Annotated in this window: 25 protein-coding genes and 1 pseudogene; 25 read left to right on the top strand and 1 reads right to left on the bottom strand. The window is 31.7% G+C overall.

The annotated features are described in order from the left end of the window. Nucleotides 1–155 precede the first annotated feature (155 nt). From A1704_RS20625 to A1704_RS20585, 9 genes and pseudogenes are all read left to right on the top strand, one after another. A complete protein-coding gene (locus A1704_RS20625) occupies nucleotides 156–1,694 on the top strand; it encodes an HD domain-containing protein (RefSeq protein ID WP_062675887.1) in 1,539 nt (512 codons plus the stop codon). A gap of 16 nt (nucleotides 1,695–1,710) precedes the next feature. Beyond that, nucleotides 1,711–1,923, top strand: a complete 213-nt coding sequence (locus A1704_RS20620) for a hypothetical protein (RefSeq protein WP_062675886.1) — start codon at nucleotides 1,711–1,713, stop codon at nucleotides 1,921–1,923. A gap of 273 nt (nucleotides 1,924–2,196) precedes the next feature. After that, nucleotides 2,197–3,150 (top strand): bacteriophage abortive infection AbiH family protein, encoded by a 954-nt coding sequence (locus A1704_RS20615; RefSeq protein WP_062675885.1) that lies wholly within the window; start codon nucleotides 2,197–2,199, stop codon nucleotides 3,148–3,150. Between the two features lie 168 nt (nucleotides 3,151–3,318). Next, nucleotides 3,319–4,047, top strand: coding sequence for a hypothetical protein (locus A1704_RS20610; protein WP_062675884.1), 729 nt, complete (start codon nucleotides 3,319–3,321; stop codon nucleotides 4,045–4,047). Between the two features lie 164 nt (nucleotides 4,048–4,211). Next, a pseudogene (locus A1704_RS24105) lies at nucleotides 4,212–4,325 on the top strand (XRE family transcriptional regulator); the annotation flags it as partial. Nucleotides 4,326–4,490: 165 nt separating this feature from the next. After that, on the top strand, nucleotides 4,491–5,180 hold the full coding sequence (locus A1704_RS20600; RefSeq protein WP_062675883.1) for a hypothetical protein: 690 nt from the start codon (nucleotides 4,491–4,493) through the stop codon (nucleotides 5,178–5,180). Between the two features lie 213 nt (nucleotides 5,181–5,393). Further along, on the top strand, nucleotides 5,394–5,738 hold the full coding sequence (locus A1704_RS20595) for a helix-turn-helix transcriptional regulator (RefSeq protein ID WP_238590663.1): 345 nt from the start codon (nucleotides 5,394–5,396) through the stop codon (nucleotides 5,736–5,738). A 90-nt stretch (nucleotides 5,739–5,828) separates the two neighbouring features. Beyond that, on the top strand, nucleotides 5,829–6,278 hold the full coding sequence (locus tag A1704_RS20590; protein ID WP_062675881.1) for a hypothetical protein: 450 nt from the start codon (nucleotides 5,829–5,831) through the stop codon (nucleotides 6,276–6,278). A gap of 131 nt (nucleotides 6,279–6,409) precedes the next feature. Beyond that, nucleotides 6,410–7,051 carry a hypothetical protein gene (locus A1704_RS20585; RefSeq protein ID WP_131797557.1) on the top strand — a complete coding sequence of 214 codons (642 nt, stop codon included), beginning with the start codon at nucleotides 6,410–6,412 and terminating at the stop codon, nucleotides 7,049–7,051. A 323-nt stretch (nucleotides 7,052–7,374) separates the two neighbouring features. Here the strand turns inward: A1704_RS20585 and A1704_RS20580 are convergent, their stop codons facing one another. Beyond that, nucleotides 7,375–7,803, bottom strand: coding sequence for a CBS domain-containing protein (locus A1704_RS20580; protein ID WP_062675879.1), 429 nt, complete (start codon nucleotides 7,801–7,803; stop codon nucleotides 7,375–7,377). Nucleotides 7,804–8,255: 452 nt separating this feature from the next. Here A1704_RS20580 and A1704_RS20575 point away from each other — a divergent pair, with 452 nt between their 5' ends. The 16 genes from A1704_RS20575 to A1704_RS20500 all read left to right on the top strand — a co-directional run bounded on the left by A1704_RS20575 (nucleotide 8,256) and on the right by A1704_RS20500 (nucleotide 20,130). After that, entirely contained in the window at nucleotides 8,256–8,801 is a 546-nt protein-coding gene (locus tag A1704_RS20575; protein WP_131797556.1) for a hypothetical protein, read from the top strand. Nucleotides 8,802–8,871: 70 nt separating this feature from the next. Continuing rightward, the gene (locus A1704_RS20570) at nucleotides 8,872–9,804 is read left to right on the top strand and encodes a Kelch repeat-containing protein (RefSeq protein ID WP_131797555.1); all 933 of its coding nucleotides are present in this window, start codon (nucleotides 8,872–8,874) and stop codon (nucleotides 9,802–9,804) included. A gap of 146 nt (nucleotides 9,805–9,950) precedes the next feature. After that, nucleotides 9,951–10,883, top strand: coding sequence for a Kelch repeat-containing protein (locus tag A1704_RS20565; RefSeq protein WP_131797554.1), 933 nt, complete (start codon nucleotides 9,951–9,953; stop codon nucleotides 10,881–10,883). 31 nt (nucleotides 10,884–10,914) lie between these two features. Further along, on the top strand, nucleotides 10,915–11,463 hold the full coding sequence (locus tag A1704_RS20560) for a hypothetical protein (RefSeq protein WP_062675875.1): 549 nt from the start codon (nucleotides 10,915–10,917) through the stop codon (nucleotides 11,461–11,463). Nucleotides 11,464–11,552: 89 nt separating this feature from the next. Continuing rightward, nucleotides 11,553–12,203, top strand: a complete 651-nt coding sequence (locus A1704_RS20555) for a DUF4919 domain-containing protein (protein WP_062675874.1) — start codon at nucleotides 11,553–11,555, stop codon at nucleotides 12,201–12,203. A 156-nt stretch (nucleotides 12,204–12,359) separates the two neighbouring features. After that, a complete protein-coding gene (locus A1704_RS20550) occupies nucleotides 12,360–13,034 on the top strand; it encodes a hypothetical protein (RefSeq protein ID WP_062675873.1) in 675 nt (224 codons plus the stop codon). A gap of 35 nt (nucleotides 13,035–13,069) precedes the next feature. Continuing rightward, nucleotides 13,070–13,666: an SMI1/KNR4 family protein gene (locus tag A1704_RS20545; RefSeq protein WP_062675872.1), complete on the top strand. Its 597-nt coding sequence runs from the start codon at nucleotides 13,070–13,072 to the stop codon at nucleotides 13,664–13,666. A gap of 97 nt (nucleotides 13,667–13,763) precedes the next feature. Then, nucleotides 13,764–14,423, top strand: coding sequence for a DUF2461 domain-containing protein (locus A1704_RS20540; protein ID WP_062675871.1), 660 nt, complete (start codon nucleotides 13,764–13,766; stop codon nucleotides 14,421–14,423). Nucleotides 14,424–14,520: 97 nt separating this feature from the next. After that, complete coding sequence (locus A1704_RS20535) at nucleotides 14,521–15,033, top strand: hypothetical protein (protein ID WP_062675870.1); 513 nt, start codon at nucleotides 14,521–14,523, stop codon at nucleotides 15,031–15,033. Nucleotides 15,034–15,065: 32 nt separating this feature from the next. Next, nucleotides 15,066–15,614, top strand: coding sequence for a hypothetical protein (locus tag A1704_RS20530; RefSeq protein WP_062675869.1), 549 nt, complete (start codon nucleotides 15,066–15,068; stop codon nucleotides 15,612–15,614). A 104-nt stretch (nucleotides 15,615–15,718) separates the two neighbouring features. Next, the gene (locus A1704_RS20525) at nucleotides 15,719–16,360 is read left to right on the top strand and encodes a hypothetical protein (RefSeq protein ID WP_062675868.1); all 642 of its coding nucleotides are present in this window, start codon (nucleotides 15,719–15,721) and stop codon (nucleotides 16,358–16,360) included. A 73-nt stretch (nucleotides 16,361–16,433) separates the two neighbouring features. After that, entirely contained in the window at nucleotides 16,434–17,192 is a 759-nt protein-coding gene (locus A1704_RS20520; protein WP_062675867.1) for a hypothetical protein, read from the top strand. A gap of 29 nt (nucleotides 17,193–17,221) precedes the next feature. Next, nucleotides 17,222–17,875, top strand: a complete 654-nt coding sequence (locus tag A1704_RS20515; RefSeq protein ID WP_062675866.1) for a hypothetical protein — start codon at nucleotides 17,222–17,224, stop codon at nucleotides 17,873–17,875. A gap of 307 nt (nucleotides 17,876–18,182) precedes the next feature. Further along, nucleotides 18,183–18,686 (top strand): phosphodiester glycosidase family protein, encoded by a 504-nt coding sequence (locus tag A1704_RS20510; RefSeq protein ID WP_228436826.1) that lies wholly within the window; start codon nucleotides 18,183–18,185, stop codon nucleotides 18,684–18,686. Nucleotides 18,687–18,777: 91 nt separating this feature from the next. Further along, entirely contained in the window at nucleotides 18,778–19,317 is a 540-nt protein-coding gene (locus A1704_RS20505) for a dihydrofolate reductase family protein (protein WP_062675865.1), read from the top strand. Between the two features lie 21 nt (nucleotides 19,318–19,338). After that, on the top strand, nucleotides 19,339–20,130 hold the full coding sequence (locus A1704_RS20500) for a hypothetical protein (protein ID WP_131797552.1): 792 nt from the start codon (nucleotides 19,339–19,341) through the stop codon (nucleotides 20,128–20,130). Nucleotides 20,131–20,166 lie beyond the last annotated feature (36 nt).

The following is a 20,166-nucleotide window of genomic DNA, read 5'->3' as shown; positions in this document are numbered from 1 at the left end:
TGGTTTCCCGTAAAAAAATATAATTATATTCCTTTAAATTAGCAAAAACTCTATCAATATAGTAATTTATAGTATTACATATTTTACTAAAATAATGCTGAAACAAACTATATTAATTATTATGTATAGAGTATTTCAGATATTAAGATAATAACATGAAAACAGGGAAAATTTTAGATCCAATACATGGATTAATTGAAATTACAGAAATTGAAGAATTTATAATTAATCAGAAAATTTTTGGAAGATTAAGAAAAGTTAAACAAAATACGCTGCTTAATTATATATTTCCCGGAGCAAATCACACAAGATTCGAACATTCAATTGGTGTTATGCATTTAGCCGAAATGATATATAATAAATCCAATGAAAATGTAGAAACTACAGCTTTAAAGAAGCAAAAATACAATAAGGATAAAGAATATACATCTGTAAAAAACATTGCTAATACAAGTGATTTAGAAGTTATCTTGCAAGAACTTCGTTTAGCAGCATTGTTACATGATATTGGGCATGGGCCAACATCACATAAATTTGATGATTTTACTATAACAGGAGAAAAACTTCTTAAAATACTATATAACGAAAAAAAGATTTTTAAAAAATATTTACCCTATTTTGAACATTTCATTCAATCCGGAAATTTAGAAAATAAAAGAATCGAACATGAATTAGTATCCTGTGTCTTTATTATAAAGCTAATATATGTTTTAAAAAATAATGATAACTTAACAAAAGAATCAAAAAAGATTAGAGACTCAATAGATATAAGAAATATTCTAAAAATGATCGATCCAAAATTTTTATATGATTATGAAATAAAAATCAATGATAAAAATTTTTCTGATTATTTTAATTCTATAATTGCTGGATTTCCATTTGATGCTGATAGAATGGATTACTTATATAGAGATAGTTTTTATTCTGGTGTTAAATATGGCTTTTTTGACCAAAGTAGAATATTAGCATCATTATTACCAGTTGAACATGAAGGCAGATTTACATTGGGAATTAAAAAAAGTGGACTAGATTCAATTGTAAGATTTATACAATCTAGAAATCATTTATATAATCAAGTATATTTCCACAAAACGAATTCCGCTACTAACTCTATGCTAGATTTTGTTTTTAGGCATTTAAAGGGACAAAGTGTCTTAGATAATATACAGAATTATAAAGAGTTTGAAGATTTTTATTGTAAGAATGGAGATGAATATTTTTTCAATTCTACCTTAAAACATATATTAGAAAAAAACGGATGCAAAATTTGTAAAGATGTGTGTGTTGAAAATGATGTATTGGATGAGCTGCTTGATAGAAATTTATGGAAAAGGTGCTTTGAGAAAAGAATAAATATTGAAAAGGCTAGACAAAATAAAGATTTCGATTCTTATAAATTTAATAGTAGAAAATTAAAAAAACTGAAATCTAAATTAGAAAAGCACGGGATATTAATTCAAGAGAACTACTCTTCAAATTTAGGATTAAAGGGCTTCGATAAATCCAAAGCTGTACTAATTGATGGTGTAGAAACTAGAAAAGATTGGAATAAAGTTAGTGATGAAATGAAGTTCTTAAGCAAAACTAATGTTTTTATCAAACGAATATATTTAAGAAGAAATAAAACCTTTACTAAAGCCGATGAATTTCTAAAGCTTGAAAAAAAAATAAAATCACTAATTGCTAATCTATAATTAAAAAAACTTTAAAATGACAATATATTTAAATTGTGATAGACCAGAAACTCCATTCGGTAATATAAAATGTAAAAGCTGTGGTGCTGAATATAAATTTGAATTTGACTCAATAAAAGCTCCTTATAAAGAAACTGGAACTCTAACATGTATATGTGGAAAAGATCTTGTAAAATGGAATTCTACAACGGAGCCATACTTAGTGAGAATTAATAATGATCAAAAATAATATTCCCCGTTACCGCACGATTGTCTCGTATTGCATAGACTTTTGGATCATACTATTAGAATATTTAAATAAAACAAAATCCGAAGTCTCCCCCTTCAGATTCTTTATAATCTAGTTAAGACAAATTAATATACTAACTGTTCTACTTTGTAGAGTATTTTTTTGTTTAAATTATAGTTCTCCATAAGGAAATAATAAGTTTATATCTTATCTTGGTGCAATGGCAATACGTAAACTTGATTGTTATCCTACATCCTAATCAACAAAAAAACAATGAAATTATTTATTTTAGGCAACGGCTTCGACATAAGTCATAAAATAGCTTGCAGATACTCTGATTTTTACACTTACTTAAATGAAAATAGACCTGACATTTTAGAGACAATGGAAACCTTTTATTCCGTTGAAAGTGATTCTGATTTGTGGTCTGATTTTGAAACAAGTTTAGAAAAAGATATTATATATGATTCAATAACTGATATTATCGGTGAAAATAGTCCCAATCTTGCTTCTGATGATTTTAGAGAGGGTGATTGGTATGACGCACAAATTTATGTTGAACAAGAATGTGAGGAATTATTAGCAAAAATTAGAATTGGCTTTGAGGAATGGATTAATTCGTTAGAGATTGCTGACGTTAAAAGAACTTATAAATTAGATAAATATGACTATTACATAACTTTTAACTATACCGAAATCTTGGAACATATTTACAGAATTCCATTAAGCAGAATTTTACACATACATAATAAAGTTGGTGAGGAATTAATTTTTGGACACGGAAAAAAATCTGAGGATTTCAATGTCAGACAAGCACTATATGGCGACGAAAATGCATTTCTTACAGTTGATGAGGATGGTAATGTAGAATCTGGAGAAGTAGGACACGAAAGATTTGCAGAAGATGCAGTTTCCTCATTTTACGATATGATGAGAAAACCAACAGAAACAATCATAGAAAATAATTCCATCTATTTTAATGAATTAAAAAATATTGATGAAATTGTCGTATTAGGACATTCTTACAATCAAATTGATCTTCCATATTTTAAAAAGATATCAGAGATAATAGGCAATTCATTAAAATGGAGTTTGTACTATTATTCTCAAAATGATATCCTATCAGCTAAAAAAATAATGCAAGAACTTAACATAGATGAAGATTTAATAGCTTATAAACATTGCACGGATTTAGTAATTGAAGACACACAATTAAAACTATTTTAATAATCCATATAAAAAAGTCTCCGTTACCGCACGATTGTATCGTGTGGCTTTCGCTTTCAGATTATATCATCAAAATGTTTAATTTATAATATTATAACCACACGAAAGGATTCGTGTGGTAGCAGGGGAAATAGATTATTATAAATTTTGAAATTAGATTTATTGCATATGGACTCAATTATAGAAAAATATATAGATATACAACAAGAAATCCTGAGCGACTTTGCAATACGTTGGGATGGCGAAAAATGTAAAACATCATTTAGAGATGATGTCAAAAAATTTTATGGTTTTGAAAAAAAATTCGGTTGGAACATAATTCTTAATTCTTATTATGTTATAAATGACACAGAATTAGCAAAAGCTTCATTCAATAAATTTGGTCTACAAGGCCCAAGCAGACATACAGATATTGGAGAAAGATATTTACGATTATATGGCCTATTAAATTCTGTTTACCAACAAAAAATTGCTATGGATAATCTAATGGAAGTTTTTAAACTTACAAATTATAAAAAATTATCAAAGGAACTAGCTGAATGTAATTTAATAACTCTAAGGAATAAAATAGCGTCACATCCATCAAATTATATGGATATACAAACAGATTCTGAACATAAGTTTGATGTATACGAAATCTCAAGACCAGATTTACAGATTGATAAAATCACTCTTTTACGGAATCAAAATCATTTTGAAAATTTCGATTTAGTAAATATAATTAAGGAATTTGATAATAAAGTAGAAGACATACTACAATTAATAACAGAAAAAATAATTAAAAAAATCTTTAATAATCAAGGCAAACACTATGAAGAATTTATTAAAGTTAATCTGATCCGTGATGGTGCAATAATATCTGGAGATACAATTATAACTTTTATTAAAAATAGCTAGACATAAACCCGCCCCGCTAGTGCGAGCATCATGCTCGTACCATAAACAAAAGGCTTCGGCATCAAACAACAACATAACTCTTTTATCTCAGGATAAAATACCCCAACTCCCCATTTCCTATCCCCCAACTTTTACTTATATTTGTTTCTATAACGTACACAAATATGCAAAACAAAAAGATACATCAGGAGAGAAATATCAAGCGGTTTCGGGAGATGTTGGGCATCAAGCAGGAAGCTTTGGCTTTTGATCTTGGTGAAGACTGGAACCAGAAGAAATCACAAAATATTTGAAGGAAATACTTTTACAATTTACTAACCGAAGGAATTAATAATTTAGAACAAGATTACCTGGAATATATCAACGAAAAAAGTCCTTATCCATTCTTATTTTATAAACCTTTTTAATATCCATCCTATCTTCAATACCATATTTGATATGCTATGAAATATCTATCCATCATAATCTTTACTTTTTGCACAGGAAATATTTTTGCACAGGAAAATAAAAAATACGAATTAACAAAAGACAGTGATACTCTCTATTATTATAAGTACGAAAAACCAATCATCAAAAAATTAAAACTTATTCAACCTGAAGAAAAGAAAGATTTTTTCAGATTTAGTTCAGATAAATACTATTTAGAACTTTCAGATGAATCCAATAAATATGTAATGTATGTTGATGAAATTTGGGAGGGTAAAAAAACAGGACAAACATTTATTAAGGAGTTCAATTTAACCGAAAAACAGGTTAATGAAATAAAATACCTTATATCATCATTAAAAATTCATGAAATTCCAAGTGATAAGCAAATTAAGGATTGGACTTTTGGCTTTGATGGAATTACCTATAAATTTGAATTAAAAGACGGAGATACTTATTCTTATAAACATTATTGGACACCTACTGCTCAGCAGAAATTTATGGAGGCAAATACTATTAATTATTTCATCATCAAAATTGATAACATAATAGACTATCAAGAAAATAGCAAAAATTTTGCAAAAGAAGTTCCCTATTATAACTGGACAAAAGATGAAGTTTCCTGGGTTGCCATGAAAGTTCTCAATAAAGAAAATTATTCTAAATACAGGAGATATAAAAAGCTTATGAAAAAAAATAAATCATAATATATAAAACTTTATAGAAATACTATATGTAGAAAACCTCTCGCTTCGTAAAATCCCCGACATTGTACCGTCAAAAAAATAAGTCATCCAAAGTCAGGAGACTTCGGATAGCAAATGCCAGTACATCATCTTTTAACCTGAATAAAATACCCCAACTCCCCATTTCCTATCCCCCAACTTTTACTTATATTTGTTTCTATAACGTACACAAATATGCAAAACAAAAAAATACATCAGGGGAGAAATATCAAGCGTTTTCGGGAGATGTTGGGCATCAAGCAAGAGGCCTTGGCTTTTGATCTTGGTGAAGATTGGAACCAGAAGAAGATTTCGCTTCTGGAACAGAAAGAAACTATTGAAGAGGATATTTTAGAAAGGATTTCCCAGATTCTGAAAGTTCCTGTGGAAGCTATTGAGAATATGGATGAGGAACAAGCAGTTAATATTATTGCTAATACATTTGATAATGGTTCTATACTTAATGGTATAAATCATAATCCTTCATTTCATCCTATAGATAAGGTTTTGCAACTGCACGAAGAAAAAATTGCGCTGTAAGAAAGAATGCTGAAAGAAAAAGATGAAATGATGGCCAGGCTGGAGCAATTGATTCAGAAATAAAAAAACAAAACTAATAACCAACCCTTCATGAAACTCTATACTTTCATAGCAGCATTATTCTTGCTGTCCTTCAGCTGTGCAAAAAAAGACCAATACAGCGTCGGCCAGGAATGGAACTACAAAACCCGCCCCACAGAAAAAAGCTCTACCCTTACCATATTAAAGATTGAAGACTACCCTGAAACCGGAAAAGTGATTCATATTTCTGTCAGCGGTTTGAAGATGAAAAACCCTGCCAGCCCTACTGGTTATGCAGAAAATCTCAGCCATCTTCCCATATCAGAAGAAGCTTTGAACAAAAGTGTCACCAGTCTGAAAAAGGAGACTTACAAAAAACCGGACTCCCTTGAAATGGATGGATATTCTTACTGGAAAAAAGAGTTTGATAAAGGAAATGCCGGGATATTTACAATTCCCGTTTCTGAGATTGTAAGTACAATGGAAAAATCTATTGTTGCAGGGGATTATACTAAATAAAACTTTATATATTTTCATCCCCTCTACCGCACGATTGTATGCTCCCTATTTAAATTTGAACATATAGATATTCTCAAATGTTAATTGAATATCTAAATTTGGATGTTTGTAACAAAAAAAACAAATTAAGAATGAAAATGAATTGCAACAAATGTAAAAATGAAGTTATTATTCTAAACTTTTCTGAAGAACAAAAGCTTGATCTTTATATTTTGATGCAAAACGATTTAAAAGTATTTGCTGAAAAAAAATTAATTGACGAATTCAATTTGGACAAAAATGAAGCAAGAATTGTTATTCAACATGTAAACAATAGAAATGGCAGATGTACAGAATGTGAGTTTGAAAAATTGAATGGAGAATATATTGAATGTCCCAATTGTGGTGCTTTTAATTATAATCTTAATGAACCCATGTTTAATTTAGAATTTTGCAGCCATTTAGAATGGTCTCTGGATTTTAAAAACATTGAAAATGAAAATATAAAATATTATGCTAAGAGTTTTTGGTGTGATGGTATACACCATTTACCCGAAGACACAAAATCTTTACTTTATCATAATATTGAAAACAACAAGCAAATAATAACAAAAGCCTGGATTGGATATGGTGGCAATGAAATTTATGAAATGAAAATCAAGTTTGGGAAAAAAGCTATAGAAAATTATAAAAATAATAAAAGTTTAATCGAATGCATTCCAGGAAATAATGAACTTCCGAATTGGATAAAGTTATTTATGGAAGATAAAAAGATTGAAATTCAATTAAAATAATAACTGTTGCTAACGTGAGTTTTAACCATTGTAGAAGACAGTAACCTTGCTCCACAAGGTCTCCCGACTTTGCTCCTCGCCTGCTGCCGTACAATTGTATCCTCTGGCTTTGATTTTATATTATAAGAATCTTTAATTGATAATATTATAACCACAGAAGAATTCTTGCAGTATCGGAGGACATTCAGCAGCCTCTAAAAAAATAAAGAAACCCGAAGTCCAGACTTCGGGTTTCTTATACGTATATAATCTCCAATTACTCTGAATTTGGAAAATTTAAGGTATTCAGTATAAATGGGCATTTAAAGTGAATACTGGGCCGTTTAATACTGCTGCAATAAATACTTTAAAATATCTGTAGTAGTTACAATACCTTTTAGGTCACCATTTTCTACCACCGGAACAGAATGAAAACTATGTTCGGATAAAATCTCTGCCACTTCTTTTATGGTGGTCTCAGGATTTACTGTGAGAGGAGCTTTTGTCATCACCTGCGAAATAGTAAATACGTCGTATACCACTGCTGATACAGGAACATCTTCCGCATCATCCGATTGTTCTACATCCGCATAGCTGATTTTTAATAAATCACTATAACTTAATACGCCTAATAACTTTTGATTTTCGACAACCGGAATATGCCTGATTTTATTTTTTTTAAATAAATTTTCAGCCTCATACAATGATTGTGTAAGATTGAGTGTAATCAGGTCTTTCGTCATAATTTGGGAAATTGGAACTCTTTGTTTCATACCATTTTTGTTTAGATTATTGTGAAAATTAACAATGAAAAACGAACCATAAATTCCTTTTTCATACTCAAAGTTAGCGAAGAAACACCTGCCTCATCATACCATTACAGCTGATATTTATCAATTTTCCCCGCTGTATGATATGTTAAATATCATAACTTCATTTTTGTATTTTCTCAAAGAAACTTCTAACTTTATTATATCATTTTCAATAACTTACAAAAAAACAACTTGTCTTTTGCAGACAGACAAGCAGATAATAGTTTTGTAGAAAAATATCTTTACTTAACTAAAAGCATTTTTAGAAATTCTCCCCGTTCCCCAAACTCCCCCGACTTTGGGGAAATAAAACAAAATCCACCCACACTCTAATTTTTATCCCCAAACTTTCTCTTATCTTTGTTTCAATAACGATCTGAACAATGCTGACGATTGTAACACCAAAACAAAATATGGCAACAAAAGAAGAATTCTGGTACAGGAAAAAGAAATTAAATGATGATTTCTTCGTCATGGGCTCTGTGGCCAAACCTGCGACCGAAGAACAAATTAAAAAATATGAAGAAAACACAGGGTTTACCTTCAGTGAAGATGTTAAGGATTTTCTGACCTCATTTGGTTCCTTACTTTTTGAAGTCAAGGAAGAGATCTGGAAACGTCCTCAGGAGTTTGACGTTCTTCCAAGCTGGAAATTCGGGTATGGCTTTTTTGTCTACGGACTTTCGCAGGATGAAGAAATGCCTTCATGGATGGGATTTGAAGAAAAACATCAGGAAGCCCTTGAATATAAGGAAAAGCCATTGGGACAACTATTTTTTAAACGCAGTGGAAATCTCTACAGAGCCTATACCGACAACGGAATCATAAAAATTGAGTATGACAAATACGATGAGGAAGATTATGAAGTATATGAAGGAAATATTTACGATTTTTTAATTGAAGAAATTAATAATTTAGAACAGGATTATCTGGAATATATCAACGAAGGAAAATCCTGATGAGTTTTACACAAGTTTATACCTCCTGATTTTAAGCCTATAAAACAAAAACACTAAAAACTTACTACCCTTGAAAACAAAATTATTATTCCTGTCATTTTTAGGTACCTTGCTGGTCCATGCACAAACGCTTCATTTTCAAAAACTCGCCGGTATGTCTGCAGGCAGAGGGGCCATAGCAAGTGTAATAGTGAATGATAATATTTATGTTTCCAATGGCTATACAGCAGATAAAGAAGTCAATTATATTGAGAAATATAATATTACCGATGACAGCTGGAGCATTCTCAATACCACTCTAAGCCCCAAAAGATTTGCTAATTCGGAGGCTTACCATAATAAGATCTATATTTTTAACGGTTTGGGGAACTGTCATCTTGAAATTTTAGATCTTGCAACCAATACCGTAACCGAAGGAGCCATTAATCCTTATTATGCCGGCGGTTCCGGTTCTGCCATATATAATGGGAAAATATATGTGTTTGGAGGCAGCGGATTAAACGGCGCGCCTATATATTCTGATAAATTTCAGTATTACGACATTGCTTCAGATACATGGCATCCATTACCGGATATGCCTATAGCCAAAGAAACAAAAGGTAAAATTGTTAATAATAAACTGTATGTCATTGGTGGTTTTAACGAAGCTTCTTCTAATCTGATCGATGTTTACGACCTTACTACGAATCGTTGGACCGATCAGTATAAAATGCCTGTTGGGATATCCGGCCACTCATTGGCAGTAGCCGATAATAAGATTTTCATTGTAGGTGATTATAATAATCAGGATTTTCTGGCCTATTTTGATACTACCACCCATAAATTCTACCAGCTATCATCCAATATGAGTCCCCGAAGACACGCAGCTGCAGAAGTATATAACAACAGATTATACATCATTGGAGGAAATACAAGTACTCTTCCATCATCCTCTATTAAAAGCACACAATTTGCAGAGATTAATGAAATAATGTTCAATCTGAATATCCCGTTATCACCATAAACGAAAAAACTATTAGTACCCAGCACTGCAAAGTCGGGAGACCAGACGCCATCAAAAAATAAAATTCGAATCTCCCACTTCAGATTCAGCTTTTACATATATTTGTTTCTATAAATAGGTAAAACAAACACGAAATCTTACTACCATTGAAAACAAAATTATTATTCCTTTCATTTTTGGGCTCACTGTTCACCTATGCACAAACGCTTCAGTTTAAAACTCTCGCTAATATGTCTGCAGGCAGAGGTGCCATAACAAGTGTCATCGTGGATGATAATATCTATGTGAGCAATGGATATCAGCAAAACGGAGGCAATGCCAATTTTATTGAAAAATATAATATTACCGATAATAAATGGAGTGTTCTCAATGCGACTCTAAGTCCCAAAAAATTTGCGAATTCGGAGACGTACGATCATAAGATTTATATTTTTAACGGCTGGGGAAACAGTCATCTTGAAATTGTAGACCTTAAAACCCAGAAAGTAACGAAGGGAGCTGTTAACCGTTCCTATACTGGAAATGCTGGTTCTGCTATCCATAACGGAAAAATATATGTGTTCGGTGGCAGCGGACTCAACAATGCTGCAACCACTGTATTTTCTAACAGATTTCAATATTATGATATTGCTTCCAATACCTGGCATCCACTACCGGATATGCCCAACGCCAGAGAAGCAAAAGGTAAAATTGTGAATGATAAATTGTATGTCATTGGCGGTTTTAACGGTACTTCATCCCGTCTGATCAATGTTTTCGATCTCAATACTAATCGCTGGACCGATCAGTTTATAATGCCTGCCGGAATATCCGGACATTCATTAGCGGTATCCGGTGATAAGATTTTTATGGCAGGAGGTTATAATAATCAGGCTTTTCTGGCCTATTTTGATACGACAACCAACAAATTCCATCAGTTATCCTCTAATATGATTCCCAGAAGACATGCTGCTGCAGAGGTATATAACAATAAATTATACATCATCGGCGGAAGTACAACGTCATCCACCAAATCAGCTATTAAAAGCTTACAAGCAGCTGATATTACTGAAAGTGCACAGGATACAAAAGAAAATTAAGTACACAATATTCTCAAAATAAAAACACTTGATGATAGACGAAATTTTAGTACAAAAAATGATTGAAGATGAAATTCATCCTGATTATACCATCTACAAATATTATGAAACAGAATCTTATATTTTTATTTTCTGGAAGCATAAAAAATATGATAAAGATGATGAAAGAGGAAAGTTAATTGGAGTCGGACCTATTGTTTTTGATAAATCACAAAAGAATTATACCATTTTGGGTTCCGGATCAAACAATGCGCATTATTACAAACATTTGCCAGACAATCTCTTTGATGAATACAGAATCATCAATACTTTTGAAAGCATTAAAGCCGGAATTGTAAGGAGAAAGTATGTAAATACTGATGATGTTGACAGATTATGCCAAATTATAACTAATGGTTGGGCCAGTGTTGATTTTGACATGTATTATCCTAAAGACTATGATGTAGAAATTCATATTATAGCTGTTTTGAAAAACAAAGAACAACAAGATATCATCATCAACTTCTGGAATGAAATAGATTACCAATATAAAGTATTGAATGATACGGAAATACTACTTTGGAAAACAAAAGACGAATAAAAAATTAAAAATCAGAAAAGATGGAATTCCTTATGATAAACAAAAACAATAACTAACACAGGCTGACAATCAAATTTAAATAAAAAACAATGAGAAAACATATTATTTCAGGGATTCTAATTCTAATATTCCAGGCATTATCTGCACAGATAAACACTGACCTTATTAAAAAGAATGTCTCTGAAAACCCGCAGGAAAATTTTTATAAACTTTTAGACGTATTCAAAGTAAATCCTTCTGAACTGACGCAGGAGCAGTTGAATCAATTGTATTACGGAAGTAAATTCATAAAAATTGATTACACCATTGGAAATTATAACAGTGAATCCGGAACATTCTGGAAACCTGCCCAAAAAAGACTGTCAAAAAGTAAAGCAGAAAAAATGGTGGCTGAAGCAGAATCAAAATACGCCATCAATCCTCTCAATAAAAATCTACTGGATGATATGATGAATATTTATAGTGCACTTGATGACCATAAAAAAAGAGAATTATGCGCTAAGCAAAAAGATCTCATCATTCAAACGATAGAAAAAAGTGGTGATGGGAAAAGTGAAGAAACAGCAATTTGTGTGTTAACTCCTGGAGAAGTTTTACAACAACTTGAAAATCTCGTTACCGAAGGACCGAGAGCAGACTTTAGTCAAAAAATGAGACAACTTTCAGACGGAAGCATTCTAACCATTTATAAAATTGGAGACAGAGAAGTATTTGTAAAATTGGTTGGCGGATATTTTTAATAACTTCCAATGATGTAAAAATAGGCAGCAATTACATACTTTTCTGCAACATCCCTTCCTATCAATTCACATACTAATGTACCGTATTAAGGTAAGCTGCATGGCATGGATAAGATATTATGCTAATTCGTAGATTTGAAAACCAATAACCATACTATGAACGCTCAGGAACTTCAAACATTACTCACCGAAAGAGCAGAAAAATTTCATCTCAAAAATGAAGCGTTTCACACGCTCCAAAAAATACTTTCAGAAGATCCTGAAGAATTGATAGGAGGCTTTGCCCGCCATGAAATTACTTTTGTATTTGAGGGATACCAATATCTGATTGAACAGCGATACCAGGAACCCATTATCCGGGCAAGAATAAGTCTTTGTGTGGAAAAGGAAACGTATGTTGAAAATTTAGAACCCATCGGGTATTATGATCTTGAAATGGATTTTGATGGCGAAATAGTGGACGACTGGTTTGTAATTGAGAAGGAAAAGTACTTGAAAGATATTGGAATTATATCCTATTTTCAGAATATGAACAAAAAGATGCCTCCTCAATATTTACGTAGAAACCACAGTGAATATAAATTTGTTTCTTACATCTCTCTGATTGGAACACTCTTCATCAGCAAAGAATTTGAAGGGGCCGGAGTATTTATCAACAGAGCGAACACTTATTTAAATGACACCGATAATGTTTTACCGGATAAAGATTATTTAAAGAAATGCCGGTATTTTCTGAAAATGATGACCCACTACTTACTAGAAAACAATTTATTATCTGAAAGTTTAAAACAAAGATTGATCGATAATAAGAATAATAACCCACTGCTCTAAACCCCGGACCTTGTATCAATATTAGAAGAAATGTTATGAAAAAAAGACAATTTAAAAAACTGGACAATTCAATTTCAAGCTTTCAATGGATAAAAAAGAAAAGTGAAAGATATTGGCAGAAAGTAGATCTGATGGAATGCTGGGGGTTCCAGATTCAGGAAGGAAGCAAATGGAAAAAAGGATTGTCAGAGTCTGAATTAGAAGATTTCCAGAAACAACTGAACATCACCTTTCCGGACTCATTAAAAAACTATTACAGAACGATGAATGGTCTTGATAAACCGGGAATAGATAATAATGGTGGCGAAGGGGAAATTGATTTTGGTCCTAAATTTTATTCATACCCTGATGACATTCCCACTATAAAAGCAAGAATTAAACTGACCATGGAAGCCAACCGTGTGACGGAAGATATTATGAAGAACCAAAATGTACCTCCAATTATCCCCTATTTAGGACATCGGTTTTTAATACTGGATCATGAAGAAAATGTTCTTTCAATGTTTGGTGATGATATTATATTCTGGGGTGGCAATTTATCAAAAGGAATTGTAAAAGATATTTTCCCAATTCGTCATGCTGAAAAAAAGAAAATTGATACAAGCTTATTTTGGAACAAAAAAATAGGGTAATTTAACTCAATAGTTCTACTTAGCTACTCCAATCATTACATTACAAGAAGCTGGAAAATTTCTGTAAATATTCAGAAGTAAAAAACATCTATACAACATGAAAAAAGCATTTGAATTTCTCACCCATTTAAAAGAAAATAACAACCGGGAATGGTTTACTCAGCATAAATCTGAATATGATATCATTGTAAAAGAAAATAAAGTTTTTTTTAATCATATATATCAGGAACTTCAGCAGTATGATCAGCTTAAAGGAATTCACATTTTTAGAATTTACAATGACGTACGTTTTTCCAAAAACAAAACGCCTTATAAAACCAATTTTGGTGTTGGATATTCCCGCTCGAAGCCCATGTTGAGAGGCGGATATTATATTCAACTGGAACCAGGCAACAGTTTTGTAGGTGGTGGATTCTGGGGGCCTGAAGCCAAAGATTTACTTCGCATCCGTAAAGAATTTGAAATCAGCAGCACAGAAATTGAAAAAATTATTGCTGATAAAACTTTTATACAATATTTCGGAGAACTTAAAGGAGACTCTGTAAAAACAGCACCGCGAGGTTTTGATAAAAATCATCCGGCTATTGATCTGATCAGGAAAAAACAATTTCTTGTGATGCGGAAATTTACAGATACGGAGGTTTTATCAGACAATTTTCAAAAAGAAGTCCTCCTGACTTTACTCGCCATGCGGCCTTTTTTTGATTATATGAGTGAAATTCTGACCACGGATATGAATGGGGAGCCTTTATTTTAAAACCGGAAGTTTTTTATGTACTCTTTATAAGAACAGGAAAATTCAGTATGTCATTCTGAACCTAACAGTCCAATAAAAAGTAATATTATCTTTAAAAATGAAACGAATCCTGCAAATTTTAATTTTATCCATCATTGATTTTCTAGTCATCTGGATCTGGTTCTACGATATTGATCCTGATCCCAGTATTTCTATTGCTGTTGTAATAATTTATCCTTTATTATTTTTTATTAATCTGCTGGCCGGAGGTATTTTGTGGATAACAAAGAAAAAAAATTTATCTAGGTTGTTTATCATCAATTCTGTTGTTTCTGTTGCGATCGCCAGTTTTCTTTGGCCAAATGCTATCAGAAGACACCAAAATCAAATTTGGATCAGCTATAGCTTTCATCACAATGCAAAAAATTACAATATTAGTATTCACAAACCCGATCATACATTTATGATGACAGAATCTGTAAATCCAGGAAGTTCGACTTCATTTCTGGAAGGAGTTTGCAACTATGAAAACGGAAAAATAATTTTAAAAACAGATTCTACCCGGTATAGTATTGAACACAATGTATTAATAGGATTTACAAAAAATAAAATACCGCTAAAAAAGGAATAACAACCCTTTATAAAACATGTTCCAATAAAGCTATGAAAAAAGCATCCTTATTCATTTTCGCTTCATTTATACTATTAAGCTGTTCCGAGAATTCAATACGGTCACTAGATTTTGGTGATTTTAGATTAAAGGCTCCAGGAAGTTGGAAAAAATTGAAACCGAAAGCTTGTGATAGTAATGCTGGAATTATCATCACGAAAAATAATGATTCAATTTTCTACGATTACGGACCTTATTCCTATTCATTAGAAGAAAATGTAACGATTATTAACAGAAAAGATCTCAACGAACTTCTAACCGTGAATCCAAAGGCTGATACAACAGAATTTATTGTCATTGATAAAAATGCTAGTAGAGAAGATTTCATCAAAAGTAAAATATCCTATAAAAAAATTGATGGATATAAAGCAAAAATAGTAGAGCCCAAACAAGTAGGCAAAGGAATGACAGGAGTTTATATCGACAGCCTTAAAACTGAATCAATAGGAAATATCAAGTTCAATTTATATGGCATTAATCTGAAGAAAGAAAGTCAGGTAGAACTTTTAAAGGCAATTCAGACATTACAATTTAGAAAATAATATAACTGAGAATTATTTTCTATGGTATTGAATAAAATCTCTCTAATAAGGATTTCCCATTAAGTTTTTTATATTTTTGCTCTGCCAAAAAATTAACAACACCCATGAAACTGTATATTTTATTTGTTCTTCTTTTTATTTCCGGCATAGTAGCTGCACAAGAAAAAGAATATCCATCCATCAAAAAAGGAGATTTTCCGGAAGGCATTTATATGACTCTGGAGGATGTTTTAAATAAAAAACCATCTTCAACCGAAGAGGTCTATTTCAAAGCCTGTGAAAAATGTGATTCTCTTACCATGCCGGAAAAAGCATTCTTTTATTTCAAACAAAAAAATAAGAGGGTAAAAGTTCCATTAGCTGTTTCGCATAAAGGAGAAATGTATTTTCAGACCTATCGAAAATATACCAATAAGAAAGACAATGGATATGATCCTGACCAGTATTCGAGATTTTGCAAAGTTTTGAACTATGGAAGATTCATTTATTTTGAAGAAAACATGAAAGGCTTATGGTCGAAGGCACTCTTAGGAGCATTAACTCCTCTAGCCTACTCTATCAATGGAAAAACCAAAGGAATTGTTTTAGATTTAGACAATAAAGAATTCAATATTCTGCAAAACTGTGATGATTTAAATGACTTTCTATCCAAACATGACCTTCCTGAATTTCAATGTAATTCAGAAACCTTCACTATTGGAGATTTGAGAAAAAAAATTGAAGAAATTAATCTGCCTTATCGCTAAGCTGATGTTGACAATATATTGAAAGCCGTTCCGTTGTAAGAACGGCTTTATTCCTTTATAAAACTTTTAACCGATGAAAAAATATATCACAGTGTATCTAATTCTTTTCTCCTGTCTGCTATGGTCACAGGAAATGATTTATCCTAAATATATTTACGAAAAAGATTTAAATAACATTACCATAGAACAAACGGAAGACATCAATCTTTTTAGATATAAACAAATACAGTACATAGGACAGCCTGAAAAAAAAATCACACTCAGCTATACGGGTAATGAATGGTATAGTGAAATTTTAAAAAAAAATTATCGGAACAAGGATTTTATTGCTCTTAATCAAGAATTTAATAAACGTCAGTATAAGGATCTCCGAATTTTTGTGGATACATCTCAAAAAACACCCTTAATTAAAACATATACTGACACTACAAAAATATCAAATCTAGACTATGATATCAAAATGGATAGTTTAGCTGCTGGTTTAAAATTATCAAAAGAGATTCCATTCATTATAACGTATTACGATGGATTTCCTGTTACCATTTATAATATGGAAGAAAGAGAGCGCATAATCGGTTTTGGCAATAATGTGATACTAGAACTTGAAGGTTTAGATAAAAATCATCAATGGAAAAAAATAGATAGCTTCAGAAGATATACTTGCGGAGTTGGTATTAAGTTTTTCGTTTTAGAACCCAAAGAAATTGCAACTGTATTTGAGCCTCGTTTAACCGGTAATTTTAAAACAAAATTCAGATATAGATTGGGAAATATCCTTTCTAATGAATTTGACGGAAGCATCAATGATAAATATTTTGAACAATTAGACTAATTTCTTCAATCAAGAAAAAAACAAGCCTCATGACATTCAGGATTTTCTTACTCTTTCTTTTATTTTCTGCGAAAATTGCTGCCTGTAAATGCAATGGTACTCCTACTTTAAAATCTTCTTTTGAAAATGCTGATTTTGTTTTTATTGGGGAAGTATATGATATTACAGAAGTTCCATCTGGGTTTAAAACGGTCCAGAATATTCTAAGTAAAGTAAAAATCAATAAGACCTACAAATCGGATTCCTATGATGGATTTTATACACACAATGCTACCCTTTTCGGATCTCCGCTGCATTCCTGTGATGTTCTTTTTACCCAGAAAGGGGAATATCTGATTTTTGCATATGATGAAAAAGATACCGGATTTCTCTACTCTGACCAATGTTTTATTCAAAAAAAACTGGATGAGCTTTCTCCGGAAGAATTAAAAGAACTGGAATCTTTAAGTTCTCAGTATAAAAAATTATCTGAAAACTCTGATACATCCAGTAATCCTGAACTTACAGATTTGATTGTGGATGATTTCAACCATTCCGATAGAAAGGTCAATGAGCAAAAAATAGAAATATCATCACTCAACCAACAAAATAATAGATATAAAATCATTATTTATATTTCTATTTTTGTGATCGTTATGTTTCTTATAACTCTAATCTTCCTGCGCAGAAAAACACAGCATTGAAATCAATAAGAAGAAAGCAATATATTTGTTCTGAAAACTACATCATGATTAATATTTTCTTTCCCAAAATAAAAAGCCCACGCAGTAGTTTAAAAACAATCTGGTATTTTCTTCTTTTCATTTTGCTCTTCTGCAGTTTTTGCTGTAAAGAAAAAGTAAAGGATAGCAGTCGTTTTATAACCTATCAGGTGAATCCTCAGAAAAAAACACACAGCTGTATTGGAAAAGTGACAAAGGTGAGCTCCTGAAAAGTCTGGATCATCTGATTACTGATGTTCAGTATAAAAATAAAAAATTAGTATTCGCTATGAACGGAGGAATGTTTGAACCCGACAACTCTCCAAAAGGTCTTTATATTGAAGATTTTAAAATACTAAAATCCATAGATACATTGCAGGGCAGCGGGAACTTTTATCTTAAGCCTAATGGAATATTTTATTTAACCCGAAATAACCGGGCAGGAATCGTAGAAACTAAAAAATACGTACAAAATAAAGAGGTCAGATATGCCACACAATCTGGCCCCATGCTTATAACAAATGGAAAAATCAACCCGATCTTTCAGGAAAATTCTAAAAATCTGAATATCAGAAACGGCGTAGGAATTCTGAAAAATGGGGATCTCCTTTTTGTGATGTCTAAAAAAGAAATCAATTTTTATAATCTGGCAGAGTTTTTCAAAAACTCGGGTTGTAAAGACGCTCTATATCTTGATGGATATGTTTCAAGAACTTATCTTCCGGAAAAAAAATGGATCCAGAAAGATGGAAACTTCGGTATAATGATAGGAGTCACGGAATCTAAAAAATAAAAGTTATCCTCATTTCATAATGAAGAGGTAAAATATACCTATCTTTCCTCTCATTTTAAGAAACTCAACGCCTAAATCAATCTTATTCAACATGAAAAAAATAATACTAGATCTAGCAACCACTTTAGACGGATTTATTGAAGGACCCAACGGAGAAACCGACTGGTGTATCATGGATGATGATATGGATTTTGATGGGTTTCTTTCCGGCATAGACACTATTTTCTACGGAAGAGTAAGTTATGACGCTTGGGGAAATTATCAACCGGAAGAAAATGCAGGTTTAGAAGAGCAAAAACTTTGGGAAGCAGTTCACTCAAAGAATAAATTTGTCTTTTCCAGTCAGAACCGAGAAGATGAGAATGCCGTTTTTATCAGTTCTGATATTGTGGAAAAAGTTTCAGAAATAAAAAAACAGGGAGGAAAAGACATCTGGTTGTATGGAGGAGCAAGTCTTATTAAAACATTTATTCAGGAGAATCTTATTGATACCTACAGAATATCTGTTCACCCAATTGCTCTGGGAAAAGGAAAGCCTCTTTTTGAAGATTTAAAAGAAAGACTGAATCTAAAATTGGTCAAAACCAATGTTTTCAAATCCGGTGTAGTACAGCTTATTTATGAGGTTTAAATAAAAATAATCAAACAAATCATGAAAAAAATAATAGGAATCTTTTTTTGTCTGGTGACTTCCTGTACGATGTCCGGACAAAATATTTCTGTCATTGAAAAAAAACTTAACCGTTCTTTTCAAAGGATTCAATACTGGTATGATACAAGCCGCAAGAATATCCTCACTGAGGACTCTCTTTACGCAGCCAATAGAAAGTTTGAAAAATTATTACATCACTATACATCATCCAATCCTCAAACCCTAAAGCATGATTTTAAATCACTTACGAAAAATGGGTTATCTATCAGTTCCTCGGAAGATGGTAAATTTAGAATCTATTCGTGGAATACGCTAACCGGAGGAACAATGCGTTTTTACAGAAGTGTTTTCCAATATGAATCCGGTAAAAAAGTACAGAGTGAAACCTTGAAAAGCGATATGGAGCAGGATGCAGAATCCAATTATTATCAGATTAATGATATTGTATCACAGAATAAAAAATATTATCTGGCCCAAAACATTTCTGTGTACAGCACTGCCCTTTATTACTATAGAGTAAAAGTTTTTTCTATTGACAATGGAAAATTGAACAGCAATGCTAAACTTATAAAAACCGCTTCCGGAATCCAGAATGAGCTAAGTTATGAATTAGATTTTACCGCTTCTTCTAACACCAGTAATTCAATCAAAACCAAAACATTTGAAAACCTGGATATTCAATATGATCCTAAAAAGAAAATCATCAGTATTCCTTTAATTCTTGATGATTCTAAGATTACAGAAAAGAAAATCCGTTATCAGTTCAAAGGGAAGTACTTTGAAAAAATATAATAGATTTATGGTGTTAAGACTTTAATTCAAATTAAA

Origin of the sequence: Chryseobacterium cucumeris (assembly GCF_001593385.1) — a bacterium.
Taxonomy (GTDB): Bacteria; Bacteroidota; Bacteroidia; order Flavobacteriales; family Weeksellaceae; genus Chryseobacterium; species Chryseobacterium cucumeris.
This window is presented reverse-complemented; position numbering and strand designations above follow the sequence as displayed.